The sequence below is a fragment of the Streptomyces niger genome (assembly GCF_000718305.1).
Lineage (GTDB): Bacteria > Actinomycetota > Actinomycetes > Streptomycetales > Streptomycetaceae > Streptomyces > Streptomyces niger.
Window position 1 is genome coordinate 1 of the sequence record NZ_JOFQ01000008.1, and the last position, 21,287, is coordinate 21,287.

Consider the following 21,287-nt stretch of genomic DNA (forward strand, 5'->3'; position numbering starts at 1 on the left):
ATAATCGAGCCGATCGGTCGAATTTCGGCATGCCGAAATTGTTCCCGAGGGAAGGTCGTGCAGTAGTGGGTTGCCGCCGGTGCGGCGTGAGTGGCTGCCAGGAGCCGATGACTCCGTGGCAACTCGGAGGACACTACACGACGCCCGGGGTTCGTTCAAACCCGCGCATGGACGCCCTCCGCGGCGTACCTTGGGCTCCATGCATACGCGTGCACTCGTACAGCAGTGGTGGCCCGCCTGACGGCGGCCGACCACAGCGCATGCATGACCACGGCCGCCGCCTCCGGCGGCCGTTCGCGTATCTCCCACCCGTAACGGCCGGTCGGCTCGGTGCGGCGGTCTCCACGCAATCGATCGCTCCAGGCGATGGAGCGACAGAGCAGGTAAGGGGACCGGAATGACGCGGATCTTCAGCGGTGTGCAGCCGACGGGGCACCTGACGCTGGGCAATTACCTCGGGGCGATGCGGCGGTGGGCCGAGGAGGATCAGTACCGCGCGGACGCGTTGTTCTGCGTGGTCGACCTGCACGCGCTCACCGTCGACCACGATCCGGCACGGGTCCGGCGGCTCAGTCGGCAGGCGGCGACGCTGCTGCTGGCCTGCGGGCTGGACCCGGAGCGGTGCACGTTGTTCGTGCAGAGTCAGGTGGACGAGCACACTCGGCTGTCGTACCTGATGGAGTGCACGGCCACCGACGGCGAGATGCGGCGCATGATCCAGTACAAGGAGAAGGCGGCGCGGGAGCGCGAGCGGGGCGGCAGCGTACGGCTGTCCTTGCTGACGTATCCGGCGCTGATGGCGGCCGACGTCCTGGCGTACGGGACGGACGAGGTGCCTGTGGGTGAGGATCAGGCGCAGCACGTGGAGCTGGCCCGGGATCTGGCGATGCGGTTCAACCAGCGGTACGGGCAGACGTTCGTGGTGCCGAGGACGACGCTTCCTGTCGTGGCCGCTCGGGTGATGGATCTGCAGGAGCCCACCCGGAAGATGGGGAAGTCGCACGCCCGTACGGCGGGGGTCGTCTACCTGCTGGACGAGCCGGACGTGGTGCGCAAGAAGATCATGCGCGCGGTGACGGACGCGGGCAGCGATGTCGTGTACGACCGGGCGGAGCGGCCCGGCGTCGCGAATCTGCTCGATGTGCTGGCGGCCTGTACGGGCGGGGATCCGCGGACGCTGGCCGCGGGGTACGACTCCTACGGCGCCTTGAAGAAGGACACGGCGGAGGCCGTGGTGGAGAGGGTGCGGCCGGTGCGGGAGCGGCATGCGGAGCTGGCCGCGGATCCGGCGTACGTGGACGAGGTGCTGAGGGCCGGGGCCGAGCGGGCTCGGAGGATGGCGCGGCCGCGAGTGGATGCGGCTTATCGGGCGGTGGGGCTGCTGGCGTAGGGAACGTGCGGGACAGGCGCCCCGCGGCGGCTGCCTGGAGAGGCAGCCGCCGCTGGGTCGGGAGTCAGCCGTTGCGCCGGAGGCCAGAGCGACCAGCCGTGCCCGGAGGCCAGAGGCGTCAGCCGTTGCCGGAGGCCAGGGCGCGGCTGCGGTCGCGGGCCGCTTCGAGGGCGGCGATGAGCGCTGCGCGTACGCCGTGGTTCTCCAGCTCACGGATGGCGTTGATGGTGGTGCCGGCCGGCGAGGTGACGTTCTCGCGCAGCTTGACCGGGTGCTCGCCGCTGTCGCGGAGCATCACGGCGGCGCCGATGGCGGCCTGGACGATCAGGTCGTGCGCCTTGTCGCGGGGCAGGCCGAGCAGGATGCCGGCGTCGGTCATGGCCTCGACGAGGAAGTAGAAGTAGGCCGGACCGGAGCCGGAGAGGGCGGTGGCGGCGTCCTGCTGGCTCTCGGGGACGCGGAGCGTCTTGCCGACGCCGCCGAAGATCTCCTCGGCGTGCGCGAGGTGCGCGTCGGTGGCGTGGGTGCCGGCGGAGATGACGGACATGGCCTCGTCCACGAGGGCGGGGGTGTTCGTCATGACCCGTACGACCGGGGTCTCCGGGGCCAGCCGCTCTTCGAAGAAGGAGGTGGGGATGCCGGCGGCGCCGCTGATGACGAGGCGTTCGGCGGGGACGTGCGGGGCGAGCTCGTCGAGGAGGGCGCCCATGTCCTGCGGCTTGACGGTGAGGATGAGCGTGTCGGCGGTCTTGGCGGCGTCGGCGTTGCTGACCGACTCGACCCCGTAGCGCTCGCGGAGCTGCGCTGCACGCTCGGGGCGGCGGGCGGTGACCAGCAGGTCGGACGGCGACCAGCCGCCGCGGATCATGCCGCTGAGCAGGGCCTCGCCGATCTTTCCTGTGCCTAGGACGGCGACCTTGTGGGACATGCGGTTCACCTCGCCGGTGGGACTTCGCGGTGCGCGCCGGGCGCGCGGTACCGCGTCATCCTCGCATTCGGGGGTGCTCGGTCGCCGAGGCGTTTCACGTTGTGAACCGTGGTGGTCTAGGCGCGAGGCGGAGCCGAGGTGATGCGGAAGAGCTGGGGCTTCGTGGCCTTGCAGGGGGCGACGACGGCTTCCGTGCCCTCGGTGGTGGCGGGGGCGTTGATGGCCACGCAGTGCCGGCCGCCCACCACGCGGAAGCGGTAGGCGGGGGTGTCGGCGGTGTGGAGCGCGGCCGTCTCCCCCGCGACGGTCTCCACGTGGAGGCGGGTGGCGCCGGCGCAGTCGTTCTGGGGTTCCAGGAGCCCGGTGGCGGGCCCTTCGGTCCGTACCGCGAGGCAGCCCTTGCCCATTTCGGGGCGGTACCACTGGATGCGGTACGTGCCGCCGCCTGCCGGGGCGAGCGTGGTGCGCTGCGTTCCGACGGCCGCGCACGAGCGCTGTACGGCCACCACGGAGTCGTACCTGCCGTCCGGCACGGGGCCGTCCGTGAGGCAGAGGGTCGGTGCGCTCAGGGGGTGGATGCGTACCGGGCCTTCGGGGAGCGCGGACGCGGCGCCCGGGGCGGGGCCTCCGAAGGGGGCCGGTGCGGTCAGTGCCCAGATCGCGAGCACGGCCGGTACTACAAGGACGGCCGCGGCGGCCGCGGCGGCCGACAGGACGGCGGGGCGTGGCGCTGTGCGTAGTGCTGTGCCCAGGCTCTTGCGTGTCCCCGGGTGGGGTGAGGGGGTGCCCGGCCCCGGGGGCGGCGGGGCGTCGGGGGCTGCCTCTGTCGTCGGCTCGGTCGCGGCCTTCGTGGTGAGGTGGTGGCGGGCGGCGGTCCACTCGGTCACCCGGTCGCCGGCTCCGCAGGCGCGGACGAAGGCGGCCAGGAGTTCGGGGCGCGGCAGGGAGCGGCCGCTCAGCGCGTTGGCGAGGGTGCTGCGGGGCAGGGTGTCGCCCTGCGCGGCGGCTTTCTCCTCCAGTTGGCGGTAGGTCAGGCCGGATCGCTCTTTCAGGCGCCGCATCTCTTGGATGAACTCGGCCGCATTCTGTGCCGCGTACGGCGCTGGGCCGTCCCCGTTTCCCATGGGTGTCATCTTGCCCAGGACATGCCATTCGGCCAATGGCTACTTCGCGTCGCTCCCGTACCGGGTGAACCGTGTCCGGGTCTGTCGCCGGACAAGGCGCTGACCTGCTGGGACAGCGGACGCTGTCCGGGACGGCGGTAAGTCGTTGACCTGGTACCGGGCGTCTCAGGAGTCTCGAAACGTCCCGGTCGCCCCGCCGCCCGCCGTTGTCACGGGGATCGGCGGAAGCGGGGGCCGGTACGTCCGTCCTTCGCGCCACCCGTCTCTGCCGTGGCGCGCAGAGCCTGTGAGGAGACTCGATGCGTATCCGTAAGGCGTTGGCCATCACCACACTGGGGGCGGCGCTCACGTCCGGTGCCGTGCTCCTGCCCACCGCTTCGGCGGGCGCCGCACCCTCCGCCGTGACCTGTGGCAACGCCCACTGGCCGCACCCGAACAAGGACAGCGGCACGGGGACCGTGACGTCCGGTTCGGCGGCGGTGCACACCGGTCCGTACGGCGACTGCGCCGTCACCGCGTACCTGAACAAGGGGCAGAAGGTCACCTACGACTGCTACAGCCGCGTCTCCGCAGGCAAGAAGTGGACGTTCGTGCGGCACCCCAAGGGCGCGAGCATCGGCTGGGTCTACGGCAAGTACCTCGACGACGGTGGCGCCACGAAGCACTGCTGAGCAGGCGGCCACGAAGTACTGCTGAGCCGGGCTTCCCGACTCTGGTCCTCGAAGCACTGCTGAGCCGGGCTTCCCGATCCTGGTCGCTGCGACCCCGGCCCGCCGCGTGCGGTGGGCCGGGGTCAGCGCGTGCGGCGGCGGAGGGTGGCGGCGCCGAGGGAGAGGACGAGAAGGGCGCAGCCGGTGACGACGGCGAGGTCGCGGAGGAAGTCGGTGGTGACGTCGGGGTGGCGGAGCACTTCGTTCATGGCGTCGACCGCGTAGGACATCGGGAGGACGTCGGAGAGGGCGGAGAGCACCGGCTGCATCTCGTCGCGCGGGGCGAAGAGGCCGCAGAGCAGGAGCTGCGGCATCAGGACCGCCGGCATGAACTGGACGGCCTGGAACTCGGATGCCGCGAAGGCCGAGACGAAGAGGCCGAGAGCCGTACCGAGGAGGGCGTCCAGGACGGCCACCAGGAGGAGGAGCCAGGGGGAGCCGGCGACGTCCAGGTCCAGCGCCCAGAGGGACAGGCCGGTGGCGAGGGCCGACTGGACGATGGCGAGGGCACCGAAGGCGAGGGCGTAGCCGGAGATCAGGTCGATCTTGCCGAGCGGCATGGCGAGGAGGCGTTCGAGCGTGCCCGAGGTGCGTTCGCGGAGGGTGGCGATGGAGGTCACCAGGAACATGGTGATCATCGGGAAGATGCCGAGGAGGGAGGCGCCGAGGGGGTCGAAGGTGCCGGTCCCGGCGGTGCCGTCGAAGACGTAGCGGAGCAGGGTGATCATCGCGCTCGGGACGACGAGCAGGAGCGCGATGGTGCGGGGGTCGTGGCGGAGCTGGCGGAGGACGCGCGTGGTGGTGGCCAGGGTGCGGGCCACGGAGGCGCGAGGTGCGGGGCGGGAATCGCCCTCGGGGCGCGGTTCGCCCTCGGGGCGCGGTTCGCCCTCGGGGTGCGGGGCCCCGTCGTGGCGCGGCTCGCCGTCGACGGCGGCGGGGCGGGTGGGCGTGTCACCCTCCGCGATCACGTGCAGGAAAGCCGATTCCACCGTCGTGGTCCCGGTGCGGGCCGTCAGGGCCGCCGGGGCGTCGGCGGCGACCAAGCGGCCCTCGCGCATCAGGAGGAGCTGGTCGCAGCGTTCGGCCTCGTCCATGACGTGGGACGAGACGAGCAGGGTCACGCCGCGGTCGGCGGCGAGGGCGTGGAAGAGGGCCCACAGGTCGCGGCGGAGCACGGGGTCGAGGCCGACGGTCGGCTCGTCGAGGACCAGGAGTTCGGGGTCGCCGAGCAGGGCGACCGCGAGCGAGACGCGGCTGCGCTGACCGCCGGAGAGGTGGCCGGCGAGTACGTCGGCGTGCGAGGTCAGGGCGGTGTCGGCGAGGACGCGGTCGACGGCCTCCCGGCGGGCGGCGCGGGCCGTCCGGGCCGGATGCAGGACCTGCGCGAAGTATCCGAGGTTCTGGCGGACGGTGAGGTCGTCGTACACGGCCGGTGCCTGGGTGACGTAGCCGATGCGGGGGCGGAGCGAGGCGTCGCCGGCGGGGCGGTCGAGGACGTCGAGCGCCCCGTCGACGTGCGCCTGGGTGCCGGCGATCGCGCGCATGAGGGTGGTCTTGCCGCAGCCGGAGGGGCCGAGGAGGCCGGTGACGCGGCCGCGCGCCACGTCGAAGTCGAGGGCGTCCAGAACGGTGCGACCACCACGTACCACGGAGAGGCCGCGGGCCCGTACGGCAGGAGCGGGGTCGGAACCGGGTACATCGGGCGCACTCGGCCCGCCCGGAGCGCTCGCCGCACGTAGTGCGCTCCGGGCCGCCCGGCCACCCTCCGGCGCGCCCGCCACACCCCGCCCGTGCGTGCCGTCCGACCCATAATTCACCATGCGTTGAATAATGTGCCGGGCCGCACGGAGGCGTCAAGGAGCGGGCGCGAGGGAACCTGCCGAGAGAGGGCGACGTTCAGTAGAGGTGCACGTGCGTTGTGCCACGGCCCGTCAGGGCCGGCCGTGCGAGCCGCCCGGCGTGCGGCGGTCCGTTACGTACTCCCGGCGGTCGCCGGAGCGATCGGAGGAGATCGTTCCCCTCCGATAACTCCGTGTTAACTCGACGGTTACACACGGACTTGCCGTACGGGGGTTGCCTTTGGACACAATGGAATTGACTGTCCACGGACGCCGGAGGAGGCGACGATGGGGAAGCCGGGTACCGCGATACGTCCTGCCCTGGTCATCTTCATTGCCGCACTGCTGGCTCTGCTGTCCACGGCCGGTTTCGCCTTCGCCGAACCCGCGGAGGGTGTCGGCACCCACGCCACCGCGCCGCAGGACAGCGGGTCCGCGCCGGCCGCCGAGCCCGCCAAGGCCAGCCTCGAAGGCAGCGGCGGGAAGGGCGAGATCGGGCCCGAGACCTGTCATCTGCGGCGGGCCGTCCGCACCTCCGCCGGACCGCCCACGCCGCCCGACCCGCGTGCCTACTGCGTGTGCTGCCGCACCGCGCCGATCGACGATCACGAAGCGGCCGTCTCGCTGACGCGTTCACAGGCCATATCACCGCAGAGAATCGGTCAAATTCCCCTCACCCTCTGTGTTTTTCGCTGCTGAGGGATGTCAACACGGGCTTCCCCCCCTGCCCGCGCACCGCACCACACGGGCGTCGACACGCCACTCACCACTGACCGGAACCGACCGCTGACCGGTACCGACCGCCGACCTCACCGCCCCACGGGCGACTGACGGACGGCTGACGGCGACCGGCCGCGCAGCTTTCGGTACCCCGGATGGTGAGGCGTGCCCGCGTCCGCTCGTACGGATCCAGCCATCCATCCGCAACAGCTCCTGCCGCAGCACGCACTGTCGGCGGGTACCAGCTGGAGGCATCCTCATGCGCCATCTCGTCGACCGGATCTTCAACTCCCGTCTCGGCCCCCCGGGCACCCATGCACCGCCGGGCGCCCCCGCTCCCCGAAGCGCCACCTTCCGCGCCGACTTCACCGCCTCGCTGGTGGTCTTCCTCGTCGCCGTGCCGCTCTGCGTCGGCGTGGCCGTCGCCTCCGGCGTGCCCGCCGAACTCGGCCTGGTCACCGGCATCGTGGGCGGCCTGCTCACCGGCCTCCTGCCCGGCTCCAGCCTCCAGGTCAGCGGCCCGGCCGCCGGTCTGACCGTGCTGGTCTACGAAGCCGTGAAGGAGTACGGCGTCGGCGCGCTCGGCATCATCGTCCTCGTCGCCGGCCTGCTCCAGCTGCTGATGGGCGCGCTGAAGCTCGGCCGGTGGTTCCGCGCCATCTCGGTCGCGGTCGTCCAGGGCATGCTGGCCGGCATCGGCCTCGTACTGATCGCGGGCCAGCTGTACGCCCTCGCCGACGCGAAGGCGCCCGGCAGCGGCCTCGCCAACCTGGGCGGGCTGCCCGACCTGTTCATCGACACCGTGGGCTCGAACTCCGCACTGGCCGCGGTGGCGATCGGCGCCGGCACGATCGCGGTGCTCGCCCTGTGGCCGCGCTGGAAGAAGGCCGCGAAGGTCCTGCCCGCGCCGCTCGCCGCGGTGGCCCTCGCCACGCTCGCCGTCTTCGTCCTCGACCTGCCGGTCGCCCGCGTCGAGGTGCAGGGCCTGCTGGGCGCCATCCAGCCGCCGGGCACCGACGACCTCTCGCGCGTCGCGGAGTTCGGCATCATCGGCACGGTCCTCGCGTTCACCCTCATCGCGTCCGCCGAGTCGCTGTTCAGCGCGGCGGCCGTGGACCGGCTGCACGACGGCCCGAAGACGGACTACGACAAGGAACTGATGGCCCAAGGCGCGGGCAACACCGTGTGCGGTGTGCTGGGCGCGCTCCCGATGACCGCGGTGATCGTACGCAGCTCCGCCAATGTGTCGGCCGGCGCGAAGACCAAGGCCTCGCGCGTGCTGCACGGCGTATGGCTGCTGGTGTTCGCCGCCGCCTTCCCGGCCGCGCTGGGCGTCATCCCGGTGGCCGCGCTGGCGGGTGTCCTGGTCCACGCGGGCTGGAAGCTGATGCCGATCAAGGACATCCGTCCGCTGTGGCGCGACCACCGCGGTGAGGCCGTCGTGCTCGCGACGACCGCGATCGCCATCGTGGTCACCAACATGTTCGAGGGCGTCCTGATCGGTCTGCTCATGGCCGTCGCGAAGACGGCCTGGGAGACCTCGCACGTGCACCTGGAGGTGTCCGGCGACGGCATCGACGGTGGTGTCCGCGAGCCGCAGAGCCTCGTGGTGGCCAAGTCGGTGCCCGGTGGCGGGTCCGTGGCGACCGCCACGATCGAGGAGGCGGAGCCCACGACCACCGGGACCGTGGGGCCGGTCCGCGTACGCGCCGTCGGCAACGCCACCTTCCTGCGGCTGCCGCGCCTCCTCGACCAGCTGGAGGAGCTGCCCGCCGACCGGGAGATCCAGCTGGACCTCTCGGGCCTGCGCCACCTCGACCACGCCTGCGAGGCCGCCCTCCTCTCGTGGGCCGAGCAGCGCCGCCGCCAGCTGGCCGAGCCGGCCGGCGTGAGCATCGACCACATGCCGGTGCGCGGCACGGTCTCCTGACCCGCATCCCCTGAAGCAGGGCGCTCGTCCTGGGAGATCCCCCCGGTGGCGGAAGAACTTCCCGTCACCGGGGGGATACAGGAGTCCGTACGACCCCATAAGGTCAGCGCGATCTCTCCCGCCCCCCACCCCCCAGGACTCTCCCGTGAAACGCCGGCCCCTGCGCGCCTGCGGCGCGACCGCCGCCCTGTCCGTGGCGCTCCTGCTCTCCTCCTGCACCTCCGAGGTCACGGCCGGCACCGCCGGTACCGCGGCCGCGGACGGCCGGGACACCCTCGACGACCCGCTCTTCCCCGCCCTCGGCAACGGCGGCTACGACGTACGCCACTACGCACTGGGCCTGGACTACGACGTGCCGCACGGCACCCTCGACGCCACCGCCCGGCTCACCTCCCGCGCGCGGCAGCGGCTGGCGTCCTTCTCGCTCGACCTGCACGGCCTGAAGGTGACGCGCGTTCAGGTGGACGGCAAGCGGGCCGACTTCTCGCGGCGCGGCGACAAACTGCGGGTACGCCCCGCCGACCCGCTCGCAAAGGGGCACACCTTCCGCACCACGATCGCCTACGAGGGCCGCCCCTCGGACTTCACCGACCCCGACGGGTCGACGGAGGGGTGGGTACGCACCACGGACGGGGCGTTCGTCGTCGGCGAGCCGGCCGGGTCGCAGACCTGGTTCCCCGGCAACCACCACCCCAGCGACAAGGCCACCTACGACATCACCGTCACCGTGCCCGAGGGGTACACCGCCGTCGCCAACGGCGAGCTGCGGAGCCGGAAGAGCGCGGCGGGCGCGCGGACGACGTTCCACTGGCACAGCGGGCAGCCGATGGCGTCCTACCTCGCCACCGCCACCATCGGGAAGTTCCGGGTGCGCACCGGCCGTACGGAGCAGGGCCTGCCGCTGTACGTGGCCGTCGACCCGAAGGAGGCGCGCAAGAGCGCCGAGCCGCTCGGCCACCTGGCGGACATCGTGACGTGGGAGTCGAAGGTCTTCGGCCGCTACCCGTTCTCCTCCGCCGGGGCCATCGTCGACCACCCGCCCAAGAGCGTGGACTACGCCCTGGAGACGCAGACCAAGCCGATCTACTCCGGCGCCCCGGACGAGCTGACCGTGGTGCACGAGACGGCGCACCAGTGGTTCGGCGACTCGGTGACGCCGAAGACCTGGCAGGACATCTGGCTCAACGAGGGCTTCGCGACGTACGCGGAGTGGCTGTGGACCGAGCGGCACGGCGGCAAGTCCCCGCAGCAGCAGTTCGACGTCCGCCACCGGCGGCCGGCCGACGACCCGCTGTGGGCGTTCCCGCCCGGCCGCCCGGGCAAGGCGGAGAACGTCATGGCCACCCCGGTGTACGAGCGCGGCGCGATGGTCCTCCAGCAGCTGCGGAACGCGGTGGGCGACCGGACGTTCTTCCGCATCCTGAAGGAGTGGCCGACCGAGTACCGGCACGGCACGGCCGGTACGAAGGACTTCATCGCCTTCTCCGAGCGGCAGGCGCACAAGGACCTGTCGGGTCTGTTCGACACCTGGCTGTACGAGAAGGGGAAGCCGTCCCGGACGTACTGACCGCCCCGCCCCCGCCGCCGGTCAGCCCACCCAGGGCCCACCGTGCCCATGATCCGCCAAGAGGTGTGACGCCCGGGAGGTCAGCGACGCTTCCTGCTCTTGCCGCCGGACTTGGCCCCGACCTTGGCGCCGCTCTTGGCGCCCGGCTTGCGGGCCGCCGGGTTGCCGGTGCGGGTGGTGCGGCGGCGTTCGTGGCGGGCGCGGGCCTCCTCGTACTCGGCCCGGTGCAGCTTCTCGCCGGGCGCCTCGATCAGCGCGCGGCAGAAGTAGGCCAGCAGCGAGCCGATGAAACCGATCATCATCAGGCTCTGCGCGGACTTCTCCGCCTTCTCGGCCGCGCGGTCCGCGGCCGGCTCGCGGCGCCGGACGAACCCCTCCCACGTACGGCGGAAGGCCAGCACGCTGCACACCGCGAAGCAGACCACGATCAGGACGTTGACCAGCGAGCCGACCTCGGCGACGGCCAGCCCCTCGAAGGCGAAGCGCAGCACGAACGCGCCGAGCACGGCCAGGACGAGCGCGCCGAGGGCCACGCCCGCGCGGCGCAGGGCGTAGCCGCCGTCGTGGTGGACCCAGGTGGTGCCGAAGAACCGGAGGGCGACCGGCTCGGGGCCGGCCGGCTCGGCGGCCGGGCGCTTGTGCTCCTCGCTCATGCCGCCGATTATCCCCGGCCGCCCCCGCGCGCCGTCGTCAGCTCCCGCAGGGCCCGGCGACGAAACCGTCGCTGCCGGTCCGCACGTACGTGTCGGAGACGTACTGGCCGCTGCCGATGCAGTCCCAGATGTCGCTGGTGCCGTACGGGCCGATCACCCGCTGGCCGTGGCGCTGGCAGCGGATCGGTACCGAGGCGCCGACCGGCAGGGTACGGACGACCGCGGCGCCGGTGCTCGGACCGCTGCGGACGTTGAGGCGGTAGCCCGGCGCGACCGGATAGCTGCGGTAGGCCGAGACGGTGCCGGCCGGTTCGTCCGCGCTGTCGACGATGTTCTCCTGCGTGCTCATGTGCACACTCCCCCGTGGCATGTCGTGGAAATGTCCGCGTTCGGCGGTCGGGCCGATTTTCGGCCGCCCGCGCCGAACCGCCGGACGGCTCGAACGAGGGCCAGGCTAGCAAGCGGTGTCCGGGCCGCAGCCGTTGTCCACTAGGCTCCGAACGTCGCATCTGCGGCCGATTACGCGGCCGAATACACGGGGGTGGGGAGATGCCGCCGCTGCGGAGTTCCGGCGCCGGACCGGAAGCGGAACATCCGGCATACGCGGGGAACTACCGGCTGGAAAAACTGCTCGGCGCGGGCGGTATGGGCGTGGTGCACCTGGCGCGTTCGGCGTCCGGTCTGCGGCTCGCCGTGAAAGTCGTGCACGGGGAATTCGCGCAGGACCCTGAGTTCCGTGGCCGGTTCCGCCAGGAGGTGGCGGCCGCGCGGCGGGTGAGTGGCGCATTCACGGCGCCGGTCGTGGACGCCGATCCCGACGGCGAGCGGCCGTGGATGGCGACGCTCTACATTCCCGGCCCCACGCTTTCCTCGCACGTGAAGCGGAACGGCCCGCTGGCCCTGAACGAGGTACGGAAACTGGGCGCCGGACTGGCGGAGGCGCTCCGCGACATCCACCGCGCCGGTGTGGTGCACCGCGATCTGAAACCGAGCAATGTCCTGCTCGCGCCGGACGGCCCGAAAGTCATCGATTTCGGAATTTCCCGACCATCCGACTCCGAAATGCGGACGGAAACCGGCAAATTGATCGGGACGCCGCCTTTCATGGCGCCCGAACAGTTCCAGCGGCCACGGGAAGTCGGCCCGGCGGCGGATGTGTTCGCACTGGGTTCGGTGCTGGTGCACGCGGCGACCGGCAGCGGGCCTTTCGATTCGGAGAGCCCGTACCTCGTCGCGTACCAGGTGGTCCACGACGAGGCGGACCTCGCGGGCGTGCCGGAGGAGCTGGCACCGCTGCTGCGCAGCTGTCTGGCGAAGGACCCGGCGGACCGGCCGACGCCGAGCCAGCTGATGGCCCGGCTCCGCGTCGACCTGCCCACGGAGCTGCACCTGGAGCCGCTGTACGAGCCACCCGCCGCGCTCGCCCCGCCCGCCACCGGCTCCTCCCCCGGCCCGGGCTCCCTCTACGGCCCGGAATCGCTCCTGGAGCCCGACTCGACCCTCGACGCGCCCGAGCCGGTGTCCGCCGCGGCCGTGCCCGAAGCACGGGCCGCCACCCCGGACGGCCCGCGCATACCGGCCCCGCGCGCGCCGGCCGAGGCCGTCCCCACCCACGTGCGGGCCAGGCCGCCGGTACCGCCGCCACCGGCGGAAGCGGACCCGGCCGCCGGCTCCCCCGCGCCGCGCAGGCCGCGCCGCTGGGCGGTCTGGGCCGCGGTCGCCGCGGTCGTCGTCGGCGGGGGCGGCTTCCTCGGCGTACGGGCGTTGCTGCCGACGGACGCGCCGGCGGCGAAGCCCGGGGCGACGGGCCCGGCCGAGCCGTTCCACCCGTGGCGTACCGCACTGCGCGAACGGTCGCCGGACCACGCCGCCGAGATGCCGTTCTGCGCCTTCGCGCCGCGCACCGCGCCCGCCGCCGCCAAGGCCGCGCCCGCGCTGTTCTGCGCCCAGCGGGACGTACGGGCCGCCCGTCTGGAGCCGGCGCACGGCGCCGTGTCGTGGCGGCTGCCCGCGGGGCCCGCCGCCGACACCGACCTGCCGCCGACCGCGCCGGTGTTCTCGGGCGGACTGCTGTACGTCCTGTCCGCCGACGGCGAGCGGCTCGACGCCTTCGACCCCACGGCGGCCGGCAAGGGCGCCCGGCGCTGGACCAAGGACGTCTCCGCGTACCACGGGCAGGTCGCGGTCGTGGGCGACGCCGTGCTGCTCACGGCGGTCGACGGCACGGTCACCGCGCTGGACAGCCGGACCCACGAGCAGCGGTGGCGCCGGGCCTTCCCGGGGCACGCGTTGCCCCACTTCCGTACCTACGGGGCGGGCGGGACCACCGCGTACACGGCCACCGCGCAGGACGACGGGCGCACCCTCGTCACGGCGATCGGCCTCGCCGAGGGCACCGTCCGGTGGGAGAAGGCGCTGTCCGGGACGCTGACCCCGGCGGGGCCCGGCAGCGGCGGCGCGCTCTTCCTGACCGCGGCGGCGCGGGACTCCCGTACGGAGGCGGTGGTGCGGTACGACCCGGAGCGCGGCGCGGTCCGCCGGTACCGGCTGTCGGCGCCGCTGGACGACGCGCTCGCGGTGGTGCGCGGCGGGACGGTCTACCTGCTGGCCTACGGGGGGACGCTGGCGGCGGTCGGGGCGCGGACCTGGTCGGTGGAGACCTCGGTCAGCCGCGGCTCGCAGCCGGTGGTGGCCGGTGACCGGCTGTACTTCAGCTCGGCCGACGGGCGGCTGCTGGCGGTGGACGCCCGGCGCGGGGCGATGCTCGGGCAGACCGAGCCGCGGCTGGCCGCGGGGCGCGGCGGCCTGCTGGAGACGGTGCCGTCGCCGGTGGTGGACCCGGCCACGCACCGGATCTTCGGGTCGGCCCCGGACGGCACGGTCTTTGGCGTGGCGGCGGAGGACCCCGGCCGCTGGTAGCCGGTACGCGCACGCCCCCGGTGTACGGACGTCCGTACACCGGGGGCGTGTCGTGCGTGCGGTCAGCCGAGCTTGCTGACGTCGCGGACCGCGCCCTTGTCGGCGCTGGTGGCCATCGCCGCGTAGGCGCGCAGCGCCTGCGAGACCTTGCGCTCGCGGTTCTTCGGCGCGTAGACGCCGTCCAGGGCCTCGCGGCGGACGGCCAGCGTGGCCTCGTCGACGGCCAGCTCGATCGTCCGCTCCGGGATGTTGATCTTGACCAGGTCGCCGTCCTCGACCAGCGCGATGGTGCCGCCGGCCGCGGCCTCCGGGGAGGCGTGGCCGATGGACAGGCCGGACGTGCCGCCGGAGAAGCGGCCGTCGGTGACCAGCGCGCAGGTCTTGCCCAGGCCGCGGCCCTTAAGGAAGGAGGTCGGGTACAGCATCTCCTGCATGCCCGGGCCGCCCTTGGGGCCCTCGTACCGGATGACGACCACGTCGCCGTCCTTGACCTCCTTGTTCAGGATGCGCTCGACGGCCTCCTCCTGGGACTCGCAGACCACGGCGGGGCCCTCGAAGACCAGGATCGACTCGTCGACGCCCGCGGTCTTCACGACGCAGCCGTCCTCGGCGAGGTTGCCGCGCAGCACGGCCAGGCCGCCGTCCTTGGAGTAGGCGTGCTCCAGGGAGCGGATGCAGCCGTTCTCGGCGTCGGTGTCGAGCGAGTCCCAGCGCTCGGACTGGGAGAAGGCCGTCGCCGAGCGCTTGCAGCCGGGCGCCGCGTGGAACAGCTCGACCGCCTCCGGGGAGGGCGAGCCGCCGCGGATGTCCCACTCCTTGATCCAGTCGGCCAGGGAGGCGGAGTGCACGGAGGACACGTCCTCGTTGAGCAGCCCGCCGCGGAACAGCTCGCCCAGCAGGGCCGGGATGCCGCCCGCGCGGTGCACGTCCTCCATGTAGTACGTGCCCTGCGGCGCGACGTTCGGCGCGACCTTGGACAGGCAGGGGACGCGGCGGGAGACCGCGTCGATGTCGGTCAGACCGAAGTCCTGGCCCGCCTCCTGGGCCGCGGCCAGCAGGTGCAGGATCGTGTTCGTGGAGCCGCCCATGGCGATGTCCAGCGCCATGGCGTTCTCGAAGGCCGCGCGGGAGCCGACGTTACGGGGCAGGACGGTCGCGTCGTCCTGCTCGTAGTAGCGCTTGGTGATGTCCACGACGGTCTGCCCGGCGCGCTCGTACAGCGCCTTGCGGGCGGTGTGCGTGGCGAGGACGGAGCCGTTGCCCGGCAGGGCCAGGCCCATGGCCTCGGTCAGGCAGTTCATGGAGTTGGCGGTGAACATGCCGGAGCAGGAGCCGCAGGTCGGGCAGGCGTTGTTCTCGATCCGGAGGATGTCCTCGTCCGAGACGTTCTCGTTGACCGCGTCGGAGATCGCGTCGACCAGGTCCAGCTTGCGGACCGTGCCGTTGACCAGCGTCGCGCGGCCGGCCTCCATGGGGCCGCCGGAGACGAAGACGGTCGGGATGTTCAGCCGCATCGCGGCCATCAGCATGCCCGGGGTGATCTTGTCGCAGTTGGAGATGCAGATCAGCGCGTCGGCGCAGTGCGCCTCGACCATGTACTCGACCGAGTCGGCGATCAGGTCGCGGGAGGGCAGCGAGTAGAGCATGCCGCCGTGGCCCATCGCGATGCCGTCGTCCACGGCGATGGTGTTGAACTCCCGGGCGATGCCGCCCGCCTCCTGGATCGCCTCGGAGACGATCCGGCCGATCGGCGCGAGGTGGGTGTGGCCCGGCACGAACTCGGTGAAGCTGTTGGCCACCGCGATGATCGGCTTCCGGCCGATGTCCGCGCCCGCTACACCCGAAGCCTGCATAAGGGCACGGGCGCCCGCCATGTTGCGGCCGTGGGTAACGGTGCGGGACCTCAGCTCAGGCACGATGGTCACTCCCTAGGGGTTCGTCGGACTCGCCGCCACGCCGGCGCCTCGCGGGCCCTGCGCCAGGCCTCCGGCCTGCGGCGCAGTCACGTCACGGCAGTCACATATCAGCTGATCCGAGACTACGCCCCCGATCCAAGATCTGGACAGTCCCTCCGGAATGTGAGACGCCCGATCGCCATGCGGACGGACCGGAACACATCCGGCCACCACCCGCGGCGCGCGGCCGCCGCTCACCCCTCCGTGAGGTACCGCTGCAGCGTCGGCGCGACCATCCGCACGATGTCCTCCGGATCGGCCGAGGCCAGCGGCTCGACCTGGACGACGTACCGCAGCATCGCGATGCCGACCAGCTGCGCGGCGGCCAGCTCGGCCCGCAGGCGCGGCTCCGGCACCGCCAGCTCCGCCGCCACCCGCTCCAGCATCCGCCGCAGCACGATGCCGCGCAGCACCTTCGCCGCGGTCTCGTGGGTCACCGCTGACCGGATCACGGCGAGCAGCCGTATACGGGTGGCCGGGTTCTCCCAGACGCCGATGAAGTAGCGGGCGAACCGCTCGCCGATGCCCTCCGGGCCTTGCGCCAGCACGTCGGGCAGGTGCAGCGCGGGCTCGAAGGTGACCTCGATGGCGGCGCCGAAGACCTGCTCCTTCGTGCCGAAGTAGTGGTGCACCAGCGCCGGGTCCACCTGCGCCGCCTTGGCGATGGAGCGGATGGAGGTCTTGTCGTACCCGCGCTCGGCGAACTCCGTACGGGCCGCGGTGAGGATCCGCTCCCGCGCGCCGGGCCCCGAGGCGCCTTCCGTACGGGCGGGCCGGCCGCGCCGCCGCGGGGCTGCCGCGGCAGCGTCGGTACCGGATCCGGTCCCGGAGGCGTCCGTCCCGGACGCGGTCACGAGCCGTACACCGAGTTCGGCGAGGCCAGGTGGAGGCGGGTGAAGGCGAGGGCCTCGGCGAGGTCGGCCTCGCGTTCGGCGGCGGAGAGCGCGCGGCGGGTGTTGACCTCGATGACGATGTGCCCGTCGTAGCCGGTGGCGGCCAACCGCTCCAGCAGCTCGGCGCAGGGCTGCTTGCCGCGCCCCGGGACCAGGTGCTCGTCCTTGTTGGAGCCGTTGCCGTCGGCGAGGTGGATGTGGGCCAGCCGGTCACCCATCCGGTCCACCATGTGCAGCGCGTCACTCCGGGCGGTCGAGGTGTGCGACAGGTCGACGGTGAAGTGCCGGTAGTCGTCCTTGGTGGGGTCCCAGTCCGGCGCGTACGCCAGCATCTCCCGGTCGCGGTACCGCCAGGGGTACATGTTCTCGACGGCGAACCGCACGTCCGTCTCGTTCTCCATCTGCCACACCCCGCGCACGAAGTCCCGGGCGTAGTTGCGCTGCCACCGGAAGGGCGGATGCACGACGACCGTGGACGCGCCCAGCTTCTCCGCCGCGTTGCGGGCCCGCTGGAGCTTGGTCCACGGGTCGGTGGACCACACGCGCTGAGTGATCAGCAGACAGGGGGCGTGGACGGCCAGGATCGGCACGCCGTGGTAGTCGGACAGCCGGCGCAGTGCCTCGATGTCCTGGCTGACCGGATCGGTCCAGACCATGACCTCGATGCCGTCGTACCCCAGGCGTGCGGCGATCTCGAAGGCCGTCGCGGTCGACTCCGGATACACCGACGCCGTGGACAGGGCGACCTTCGCATCCGGGATGCGCACCACTGGCTCCGTCACGAGGGACAGGGTACGGGGCGGCACCTCGCACGGGGCAAGCGACCGCCATCAGGGGTGCCCTTGACCACCCTGCGGGCTCCTCGGGGGCGTCCGCTCATGCCACGTGGCCTTCGGGCTCGCCGTTGGGCAGGTGGTCCAGCCGCCGCAGGATGACGCCCTCGCGCAGCGCCCACGGGCAGACCTCCAGCTCGTCCACCTTGAGGAGGTCCATCGCTGCCTCCGCGACCAGCGCCCCGGCCAGCAGCTGGCGGGACCGCCCCTCGGAGACCCCGGGCAGCTCGGCGCGCTTCTCGGCACTCATCGTGGCCAGCTGCGGCACCCACTCCTCCAGCGCTCTTCGGCTCAGCCCGCGCGCCACGTACAGGCCCTCCGCCGAGCGGGCCGCGCCGGCCAGCCTGGCCAGCTGTTTGAAGGTCTTCGACGTGGCCACGACGTGGTCCGGTGCCCCGTACCGTGTGAAGTCGCTCACCACCCGCGCTATCTCGGCGCGCACCCGGCGCCGCAGCGCCCGTACGTCCTCCGGGTCCGGCGGGTCGCCGGGCAGGTCGCTGTTGGTGAGCCGGCCCGCGCCGAGCGGCAGCGACACCGCCGCGTCCGGGTCCTCGTCCAGGCCGTACGCGATCTCCAGCGAGCCGCCGCCGATGTCCAGGAGCAGCAGCCGCCCGGCCGACCAGCCGAACCAGCGGCGGGCCGCGAGGAAGGTGAGCCGCGCCTCGTCCTCGCCGGAGAGCACCCGCAGCGTGACGCCGGTCTCCTCGGCGACGCGCGCGAGCACGTCCTCGCCGTTGGGTGCGTCACGTACGGCGGAGGTCGCGAACGGCAGCAGGTCCTCGACGCCCTTGTCCTCCGCCACCTGCAGGGCCTCGCGCACCGTGGCGACGAGCCGGTCGACGCCCGCGGCCCCGACGTTCCCGTCCTCGTCGAGGAGTTCGGCCAGCCGCAATTCCGCCTTGTGGGACCACGCGGGCAGCGGCCGCGCGCCAGGGTGCGCATCCACCACCAGCAGATGCACCGTATTCGAACCCACGTCGAGGACACCGAGTCTCATACCCAGAAAGCTACTGCGACCCCTTCTCGCCTTTAGGCTGGGGATGTGGCGAAGACGAAAAAGGCGAAGCAGGAAAAAGCCCTCAAGAAGCTGGAAAAGCAACAGGCGCGCGGGGCGGCGTCCGACGAGGTGACCGACGAGGTCGGCCTCGACTTCGCCCGTGCCTGGGTCACCTTCCCCGACCCGGCCGATGACGAGCAGGTCTTCAAGTGCGACCTGACCTGGCTCACCTCGCGCTGGAACTGCGTCTTCGGCGGCGGCTGCCAGGGCATCGAGGCCGGCCGCGCCGACGACGGCTGCTGCACGCTCGGCGCGCACTTCTCCGACGAGGAGGACGAGCAGCGGGTCGCCGAGCACGTGGCGCGGCTCACGCCGGACATCTGGCAGTTCCACGACGTGGGCACCACGACCGGCTGGGTCGAGGAGGACGAGGACGACGGTGAGCGCCAGACCCGGCGCTGGAAGGGCTCCTGCATCTTCCAGAACCGCCCCGGTTTCGCCGGCGGCGCCGGCTGCTCGCTGCACATCCTGGCCCTCCAGGAAGGCCGCGAGCCGCTGGAGACCAAGCCGGACGTCTGCTGGCAGCTCCCGGTCCGCCGCACCTACGACTGGATCGACCGCCCCGACGACACCCGCGTCCTGCAGATCACCATCGGCGAGTACGACCGCCGCGGCTGGGGCCCCGGCGGCCACGACCTGAACTGGTGGTGCACCTCGGCGACGTCCGCACACGGCGCGTCGAAGGCGGTCTACGAGTCGTACGCGCCCGAGCTCATCGAGCTGATGGGCAAGGAGGGCTACGACCGCCTGGCGGAACTGTGCGAGGAACGCCTCGCGACGGAGAGCCCGATGGCCCCGCACCCGGCGGACCCGGTACTGCTCCCGATGCCGGTGATCCGAAAGGACTGACCCAGCAGAATTCAGCCCGTCCGGCGATTGAGGACCGGGGGTCCGGGGGCAGCGCCCCGGGGCTCAGCCCGCCGGGCTGCCCGAGTCCGACGGCGGCGGCTCGCCGGACGGCGGATCACTCGGCGGCGGCTCCGAAGGCGTCGGCGTCGGGGACGGCGGCGGGTCGGACGGCGTCGGATCGGGCGGCGTGGGCGTCGGGTGCGTCGGATGCGTCGGCGGATCCGTAGGCGTCGGCCGCGGCCCCCCGGGGTTCGGCTGCGTCGCCCCGTGCCCCTCGATCGTGATCACCGATCCCGCCGGGTCCACGGTGATCCGGGCCCGCCAGTGGCCGGCCGGCTCGCGGTCGTGGTCGACGTACACCCTGACCGTCGTCGTCTCCCCCGGCTGCAGCACCCCGGCCGTCGTGCTGAACTGCAGCCACGGCGCGCGGGCGTGCGCCGCCCACCGCACCGCCGACCCGCCGGAGGCGGACAGCGTGATGAGGGTCAGGTCACCGCTCGGCTGCGCCGCGACGGTCAGCCGCCCCGGCCCGGAACGGGACCGCGACGGGCTCGGCACGGCCTTCCGCAGCCGCTCGCCCTGCGCGCCGATCACCTCCACCGACACGTCCGACCGGTGGCTGCCGGGCGCGAACCGGGGGCCGGGCGTGGTCTGTGCGCTGCCCGCCTCCTCGTACGGGCGCGCGCCCAGCCGGTCGCCGTCGGTGTCGCCCGCGGTGACGGAGGTGCCGTCGGTCTCGCCGGTCAGCGGGGCGCCCCGGTACGCCGCCCAGAGGGCGAGCACCGGCGCCGCCAGGACCGTGGCCACCACGGTGGTGGTGAGCGCGCGGCTGCGCAGCCGGGCGTTGCGGGCCGCCCGGTCCTTGGGGCCGAGGGGGAAGCCGTCGCGGTCGTAACGGGGTGCAGAACCGTTTACGCCTACCGCCCGTTTCGTGCGCCCCTGCGCCCCCTTCTCCAGCGGCTCCACCGCCCGCCCGGTCCGCGACCGCAGCGCAGCGCGCATCGCCACGCGGGCCGCGGCGCGCGGCGCCGCGACCATCGGGAGCGGCCCCTGCGCCACCGGCTCGGCCCCGGGCCAGGGCCCGCTCGCCGTCGCGCGCTCGGCCGTACGACGGCACTCCGCACACGCGTCGACGTGCGCCACGAGCTCCCGCCGCAGCGCCGTGCCCAGCAGCGTCCGGGTGTCCCCGGCGAGCCGGGACACGTCGGGGCAGCGGCCGAACTCGACGACGGCGAGCGCCGCGCGGGTGCGCTCCACCTCGCAGGCGGCGGTGGAGAGCAGGGCGCGGGCCGAGACCGGCTCCATGCCCAGCACGGCGGCCAGTTCGCGGGCGCCGAGCCCGTGCCGCACGGACAGCTCCAGCGCCTCGCGCTGCTCCGGTGTCGTCCCGGCCGCCTCCGGCCAGGCCAGCGCTGCCAGTTCGCGCCGCTGGTCGGTCTCGTCGTCGACCGCGGGCACCGGGCGCGCGTCCGGGTCGGCGAGCCGCCGCAGACATGCCCAGCGGGCCAGCGCGTACAGCCACGGGCGGTACAGCGCGGGGTCGGACGGGCGGCGTCCGTGCTGCCGCTCGGCGAGCGCGAGCACCTCGCCGAGCACCTCGGTCGCCGCGCCGTGCTCGCACAGCACGGAGAGGCAGTACGTGAACAGTCCGTCCACGTAGGGCTCGTAGCGCTCGGTGGACAGGTCGTGCCGGTCGGACCGGGCGGCACGACCGGCCCGGTCCTGCTGTCGGTCCCGCTCCACCCGGGGCGCGCGGGGCGGAGCGGCAGTGGTCTGTGTCGGGTGTCCGGGCCTGCTGCTCATCACCCGGCGACCGTAGACAGACGGCGATGACCGGTCAGGGCTGCTTGGCGGCTTTTAATTCTTTCGGGTGACGTTCTCCCTCAAAAGGGGACAGGCGTCCGATCCGCACCGTCCCTCA

The 21,287-nt window shown here is 72.9% G+C and carries 17 protein-coding genes and 1 pseudogene; 7 read left to right on the top strand and 11 right to left on the bottom strand.

Annotated elements, in window-relative coordinates:
- Positions 1–397 precede the first annotated feature (397 nt).
- A complete protein-coding gene (gene trpS / locus IF20_RS16490; RefSeq protein WP_052865966.1) occupies positions 398–1,390 on the top strand; it encodes a tryptophan--tRNA ligase in 993 nt (330 codons plus the stop codon).
- Positions 1,391–1,508: 118 nt separating this feature from the next.
- Here the strand turns inward: trpS and proC are convergent, their stop codons facing one another.
- Together proC and IF20_RS16500 are read right to left on the bottom strand one after the other, a co-directional pair.
- Positions 1,509–2,318 carry a pyrroline-5-carboxylate reductase gene (gene proC / locus IF20_RS16495; RefSeq protein ID WP_052865967.1) on the bottom strand — a complete coding sequence of 270 codons (810 nt, stop codon included), beginning with the start codon at positions 2,316–2,318 and terminating at the stop codon, positions 1,509–1,511.
- 116 nt (positions 2,319–2,434) lie between these two features.
- Positions 2,435–3,379: a helix-turn-helix domain-containing protein gene (locus IF20_RS16500; RefSeq protein ID WP_199896632.1), complete on the bottom strand. Its 945-nt coding sequence runs from the start codon at positions 3,377–3,379 to the stop codon at positions 2,435–2,437.
- A gap of 362 nt (positions 3,380–3,741) precedes the next feature.
- Here IF20_RS16500 and IF20_RS16505 point away from each other — a divergent pair, with 362 nt between their 5' ends.
- Complete coding sequence (locus IF20_RS16505; RefSeq protein ID WP_052865969.1) at positions 3,742–4,113, top strand: SH3 domain-containing protein; 372 nt, start codon at positions 3,742–3,744, stop codon at positions 4,111–4,113.
- 122 nt (positions 4,114–4,235) lie between these two features.
- On the opposite strand, the gene IF20_RS39215 is transcribed toward IF20_RS16505, so the two are convergent.
- Both IF20_RS39215 and IF20_RS39220 read right to left on the bottom strand, forming a co-directional pair.
- A complete protein-coding gene (locus IF20_RS39215) occupies positions 4,236–4,973 on the bottom strand; it encodes an ABC transporter permease (RefSeq protein ID WP_052866401.1) in 738 nt (245 codons plus the stop codon).
- Positions 4,974–5,261: 288 nt separating this feature from the next.
- Positions 5,262–5,972: pseudogene (locus IF20_RS39220) on the bottom strand (ABC transporter ATP-binding protein); the annotation flags it as partial.
- A 306-nt stretch (positions 5,973–6,278) separates the two neighbouring features.
- On the opposite strand from IF20_RS39220, the gene IF20_RS16515 reads away from it, so the two are divergent.
- From IF20_RS16515 to IF20_RS16525, 3 genes are all read left to right on the top strand, one after another.
- Positions 6,279–6,689, top strand: a complete 411-nt coding sequence (locus IF20_RS16515; protein ID WP_052865970.1) for a hypothetical protein — start codon at positions 6,279–6,281, stop codon at positions 6,687–6,689.
- Positions 6,690–6,969: 280 nt separating this feature from the next.
- Entirely contained in the window at positions 6,970–8,640 is a 1,671-nt protein-coding gene (locus IF20_RS16520) for a SulP family inorganic anion transporter (protein ID WP_110944235.1), read from the top strand.
- Positions 8,641–8,785: 145 nt separating this feature from the next.
- Positions 8,786–10,207 (top strand): M1 family metallopeptidase, encoded by a 1,422-nt coding sequence (locus IF20_RS16525; protein ID WP_052865971.1) that lies wholly within the window; start codon positions 8,786–8,788, stop codon positions 10,205–10,207.
- Between the two features lie 80 nt (positions 10,208–10,287).
- On the opposite strand, the gene IF20_RS16530 is transcribed toward IF20_RS16525, so the two are convergent.
- Together IF20_RS16530 and IF20_RS16535 are read right to left on the bottom strand one after the other, a co-directional pair.
- Complete coding sequence (locus IF20_RS16530; protein WP_110944236.1) at positions 10,288–10,860, bottom strand: hypothetical protein; 573 nt, start codon at positions 10,858–10,860, stop codon at positions 10,288–10,290.
- Between the two features lie 37 nt (positions 10,861–10,897).
- Positions 10,898–11,209, bottom strand: coding sequence for an SH3 domain-containing protein (locus IF20_RS16535; protein WP_052865972.1), 312 nt, complete (start codon positions 11,207–11,209; stop codon positions 10,898–10,900).
- Between the two features lie 200 nt (positions 11,210–11,409).
- On the opposite strand from IF20_RS16535, the gene IF20_RS16540 reads away from it, so the two are divergent.
- A complete protein-coding gene (locus IF20_RS16540; protein ID WP_052865973.1) occupies positions 11,410–13,779 on the top strand; it encodes a protein kinase domain-containing protein in 2,370 nt (789 codons plus the stop codon).
- A 62-nt stretch (positions 13,780–13,841) separates the two neighbouring features.
- On the opposite strand, the gene ilvD is transcribed toward IF20_RS16540, so the two are convergent.
- The 4 genes from ilvD to IF20_RS16560 form a co-directional block, all read right to left on the bottom strand.
- Positions 13,842–15,695 carry a dihydroxy-acid dehydratase gene (gene ilvD, locus IF20_RS16545; RefSeq protein WP_052866402.1) on the bottom strand — a complete coding sequence of 618 codons (1,854 nt, stop codon included), beginning with the start codon at positions 15,693–15,695 and terminating at the stop codon, positions 13,842–13,844.
- 233 nt (positions 15,696–15,928) lie between these two features.
- Positions 15,929–16,588, bottom strand: coding sequence for a TetR/AcrR family transcriptional regulator (locus IF20_RS16550; protein WP_052865974.1), 660 nt, complete (start codon positions 16,586–16,588; stop codon positions 15,929–15,931).
- Entirely contained in the window at positions 16,585–17,409 is an 825-nt protein-coding gene (locus IF20_RS16555; RefSeq protein WP_199896633.1) for a sugar phosphate isomerase/epimerase family protein, read from the bottom strand. The genes IF20_RS16550 and IF20_RS16555 overlap by 4 nt, the downstream gene beginning before the upstream one ends.
- Before the next feature lie 94 nt (positions 17,410–17,503).
- Positions 17,504–18,457 (bottom strand): Ppx/GppA phosphatase family protein, encoded by a 954-nt coding sequence (locus IF20_RS16560; RefSeq protein WP_052865976.1) that lies wholly within the window; start codon positions 18,455–18,457, stop codon positions 17,504–17,506.
- Between the two features lie 45 nt (positions 18,458–18,502).
- Here IF20_RS16560 and IF20_RS16565 point away from each other — a divergent pair, with 45 nt between their 5' ends.
- A complete protein-coding gene (locus IF20_RS16565; RefSeq protein ID WP_052865977.1) occupies positions 18,503–19,366 on the top strand; it encodes a hypothetical protein in 864 nt (287 codons plus the stop codon).
- 63 nt (positions 19,367–19,429) lie between these two features.
- Here IF20_RS16565 and IF20_RS16570 read toward each other — a convergent pair whose 3' ends face one another.
- Positions 19,430–21,169 carry a sigma-70 family RNA polymerase sigma factor gene (locus IF20_RS16570; protein ID WP_052865978.1) on the bottom strand — a complete coding sequence of 580 codons (1,740 nt, stop codon included), beginning with the start codon at positions 21,167–21,169 and terminating at the stop codon, positions 19,430–19,432.
- Positions 21,170–21,287 lie beyond the last annotated feature (118 nt).

Excerpts from the sequence above, each read along its gene's own strand:
- IF20_RS16560 (WP_052865976.1), bottom strand. The coding sequence starts at position 18,457 with ATGAGACTCGGTGTCCTCGACGTGGGTTCGAATACGGTGCATCTGCTG.
- IF20_RS16535 (WP_052865972.1), bottom strand. The coding sequence starts at position 11,209 with ATGAGCACGCAGGAGAACATCGTCGACAGCGCGGACGAACCGGCCGGC.
- IF20_RS16500 (WP_199896632.1), bottom strand. The coding sequence starts at position 3,379 with ATGCGGCGCCTGAAAGAGCGATCCGGCCTGACCTACCGCCAACTGGAG.
- trpS (WP_052865966.1), top strand. The coding sequence starts at position 398 with ATGACGCGGATCTTCAGCGGTGTGCAGCCGACGGGGCACCTGACGCTG.
- IF20_RS16540 (WP_052865973.1), top strand. The coding sequence starts at position 11,410 with ATGCCGCCGCTGCGGAGTTCCGGCGCCGGACCGGAAGCGGAACATCCG.
- proC (WP_052865967.1), bottom strand. The coding sequence starts at position 2,318 with ATGTCCCACAAGGTCGCCGTCCTAGGCACAGGAAAGATCGGCGAGGCC.
- IF20_RS16505 (WP_052865969.1), top strand. The coding sequence starts at position 3,742 with ATGCGTATCCGTAAGGCGTTGGCCATCACCACACTGGGGGCGGCGCTC.
- IF20_RS16570 (WP_052865978.1), bottom strand. The coding sequence starts at position 21,169 with ATGAGCAGCAGGCCCGGACACCCGACACAGACCACTGCCGCTCCGCCC.
- IF20_RS16520 (WP_110944235.1), top strand. The coding sequence starts at position 6,970 with ATGCGCCATCTCGTCGACCGGATCTTCAACTCCCGTCTCGGCCCCCCG.
- IF20_RS16515 (WP_052865970.1), top strand. The coding sequence starts at position 6,279 with ATGGGGAAGCCGGGTACCGCGATACGTCCTGCCCTGGTCATCTTCATT.
- IF20_RS16530 (WP_110944236.1), bottom strand. The coding sequence starts at position 10,860 with ATGAGCGAGGAGCACAAGCGCCCGGCCGCCGAGCCGGCCGGCCCCGAG.